This is a genomic window from Bacillus sp. SIMBA_008 (assembly GCF_046535495.1).
Classification (GTDB): domain Bacteria; phylum Bacillota; class Bacilli; order Bacillales; family Bacillaceae; genus Bacillus; species Bacillus subtilis.
In genome coordinates this window covers 1-323 of sequence record NZ_JAWRWL010000190.1, presented here as the reverse complement: position 1 = coordinate 323, position 323 = coordinate 1, and the positions used below count along the sequence as shown (strand labels likewise).

Sequence of the window (323 nt, the reverse complement as noted above, 5' to 3'; positions counted from 1 at the left end):
AGCGCGATCGACACCGTCGGCCGGATGGCCGCTTCCTTCGAGAAGAACTGACGATGCACATCGACCGCTACGGCCCCGAAGGCGGCACACCGCTGCTGCTTCTGCACGGAGGCGGTGTCGCCGGCTGGATGTGGGAGCCTATGCGCGCGCACCTGGACGAGGGGCACCGCATCCTCGTGCCCGACCTGCCGGGGCACGGACGCAGCGCGGACCAGACATACACCTCGCACGACGACGTGCTCCCGGCGCTCGAGGAGCTGCTGGAGGACGAGGGCCGTCCCGCCACGGTCGTCGGCTTCTCGCTCGGCGCCCAGCTGGCGGTG

At 70.9% G+C, this 323-nt stretch carries 1 protein-coding gene; it reads left to right on the top strand.

Translation table 11 applies throughout. From position 1 onward, the window contains the following. Positions 1-53: 53 nt before the first annotated feature. A partial coding sequence (locus SB658_RS22775) for an alpha/beta fold hydrolase (protein WP_410602509.1) occupies positions 54-323 on the top strand: 270 nt, incomplete at its 3' end.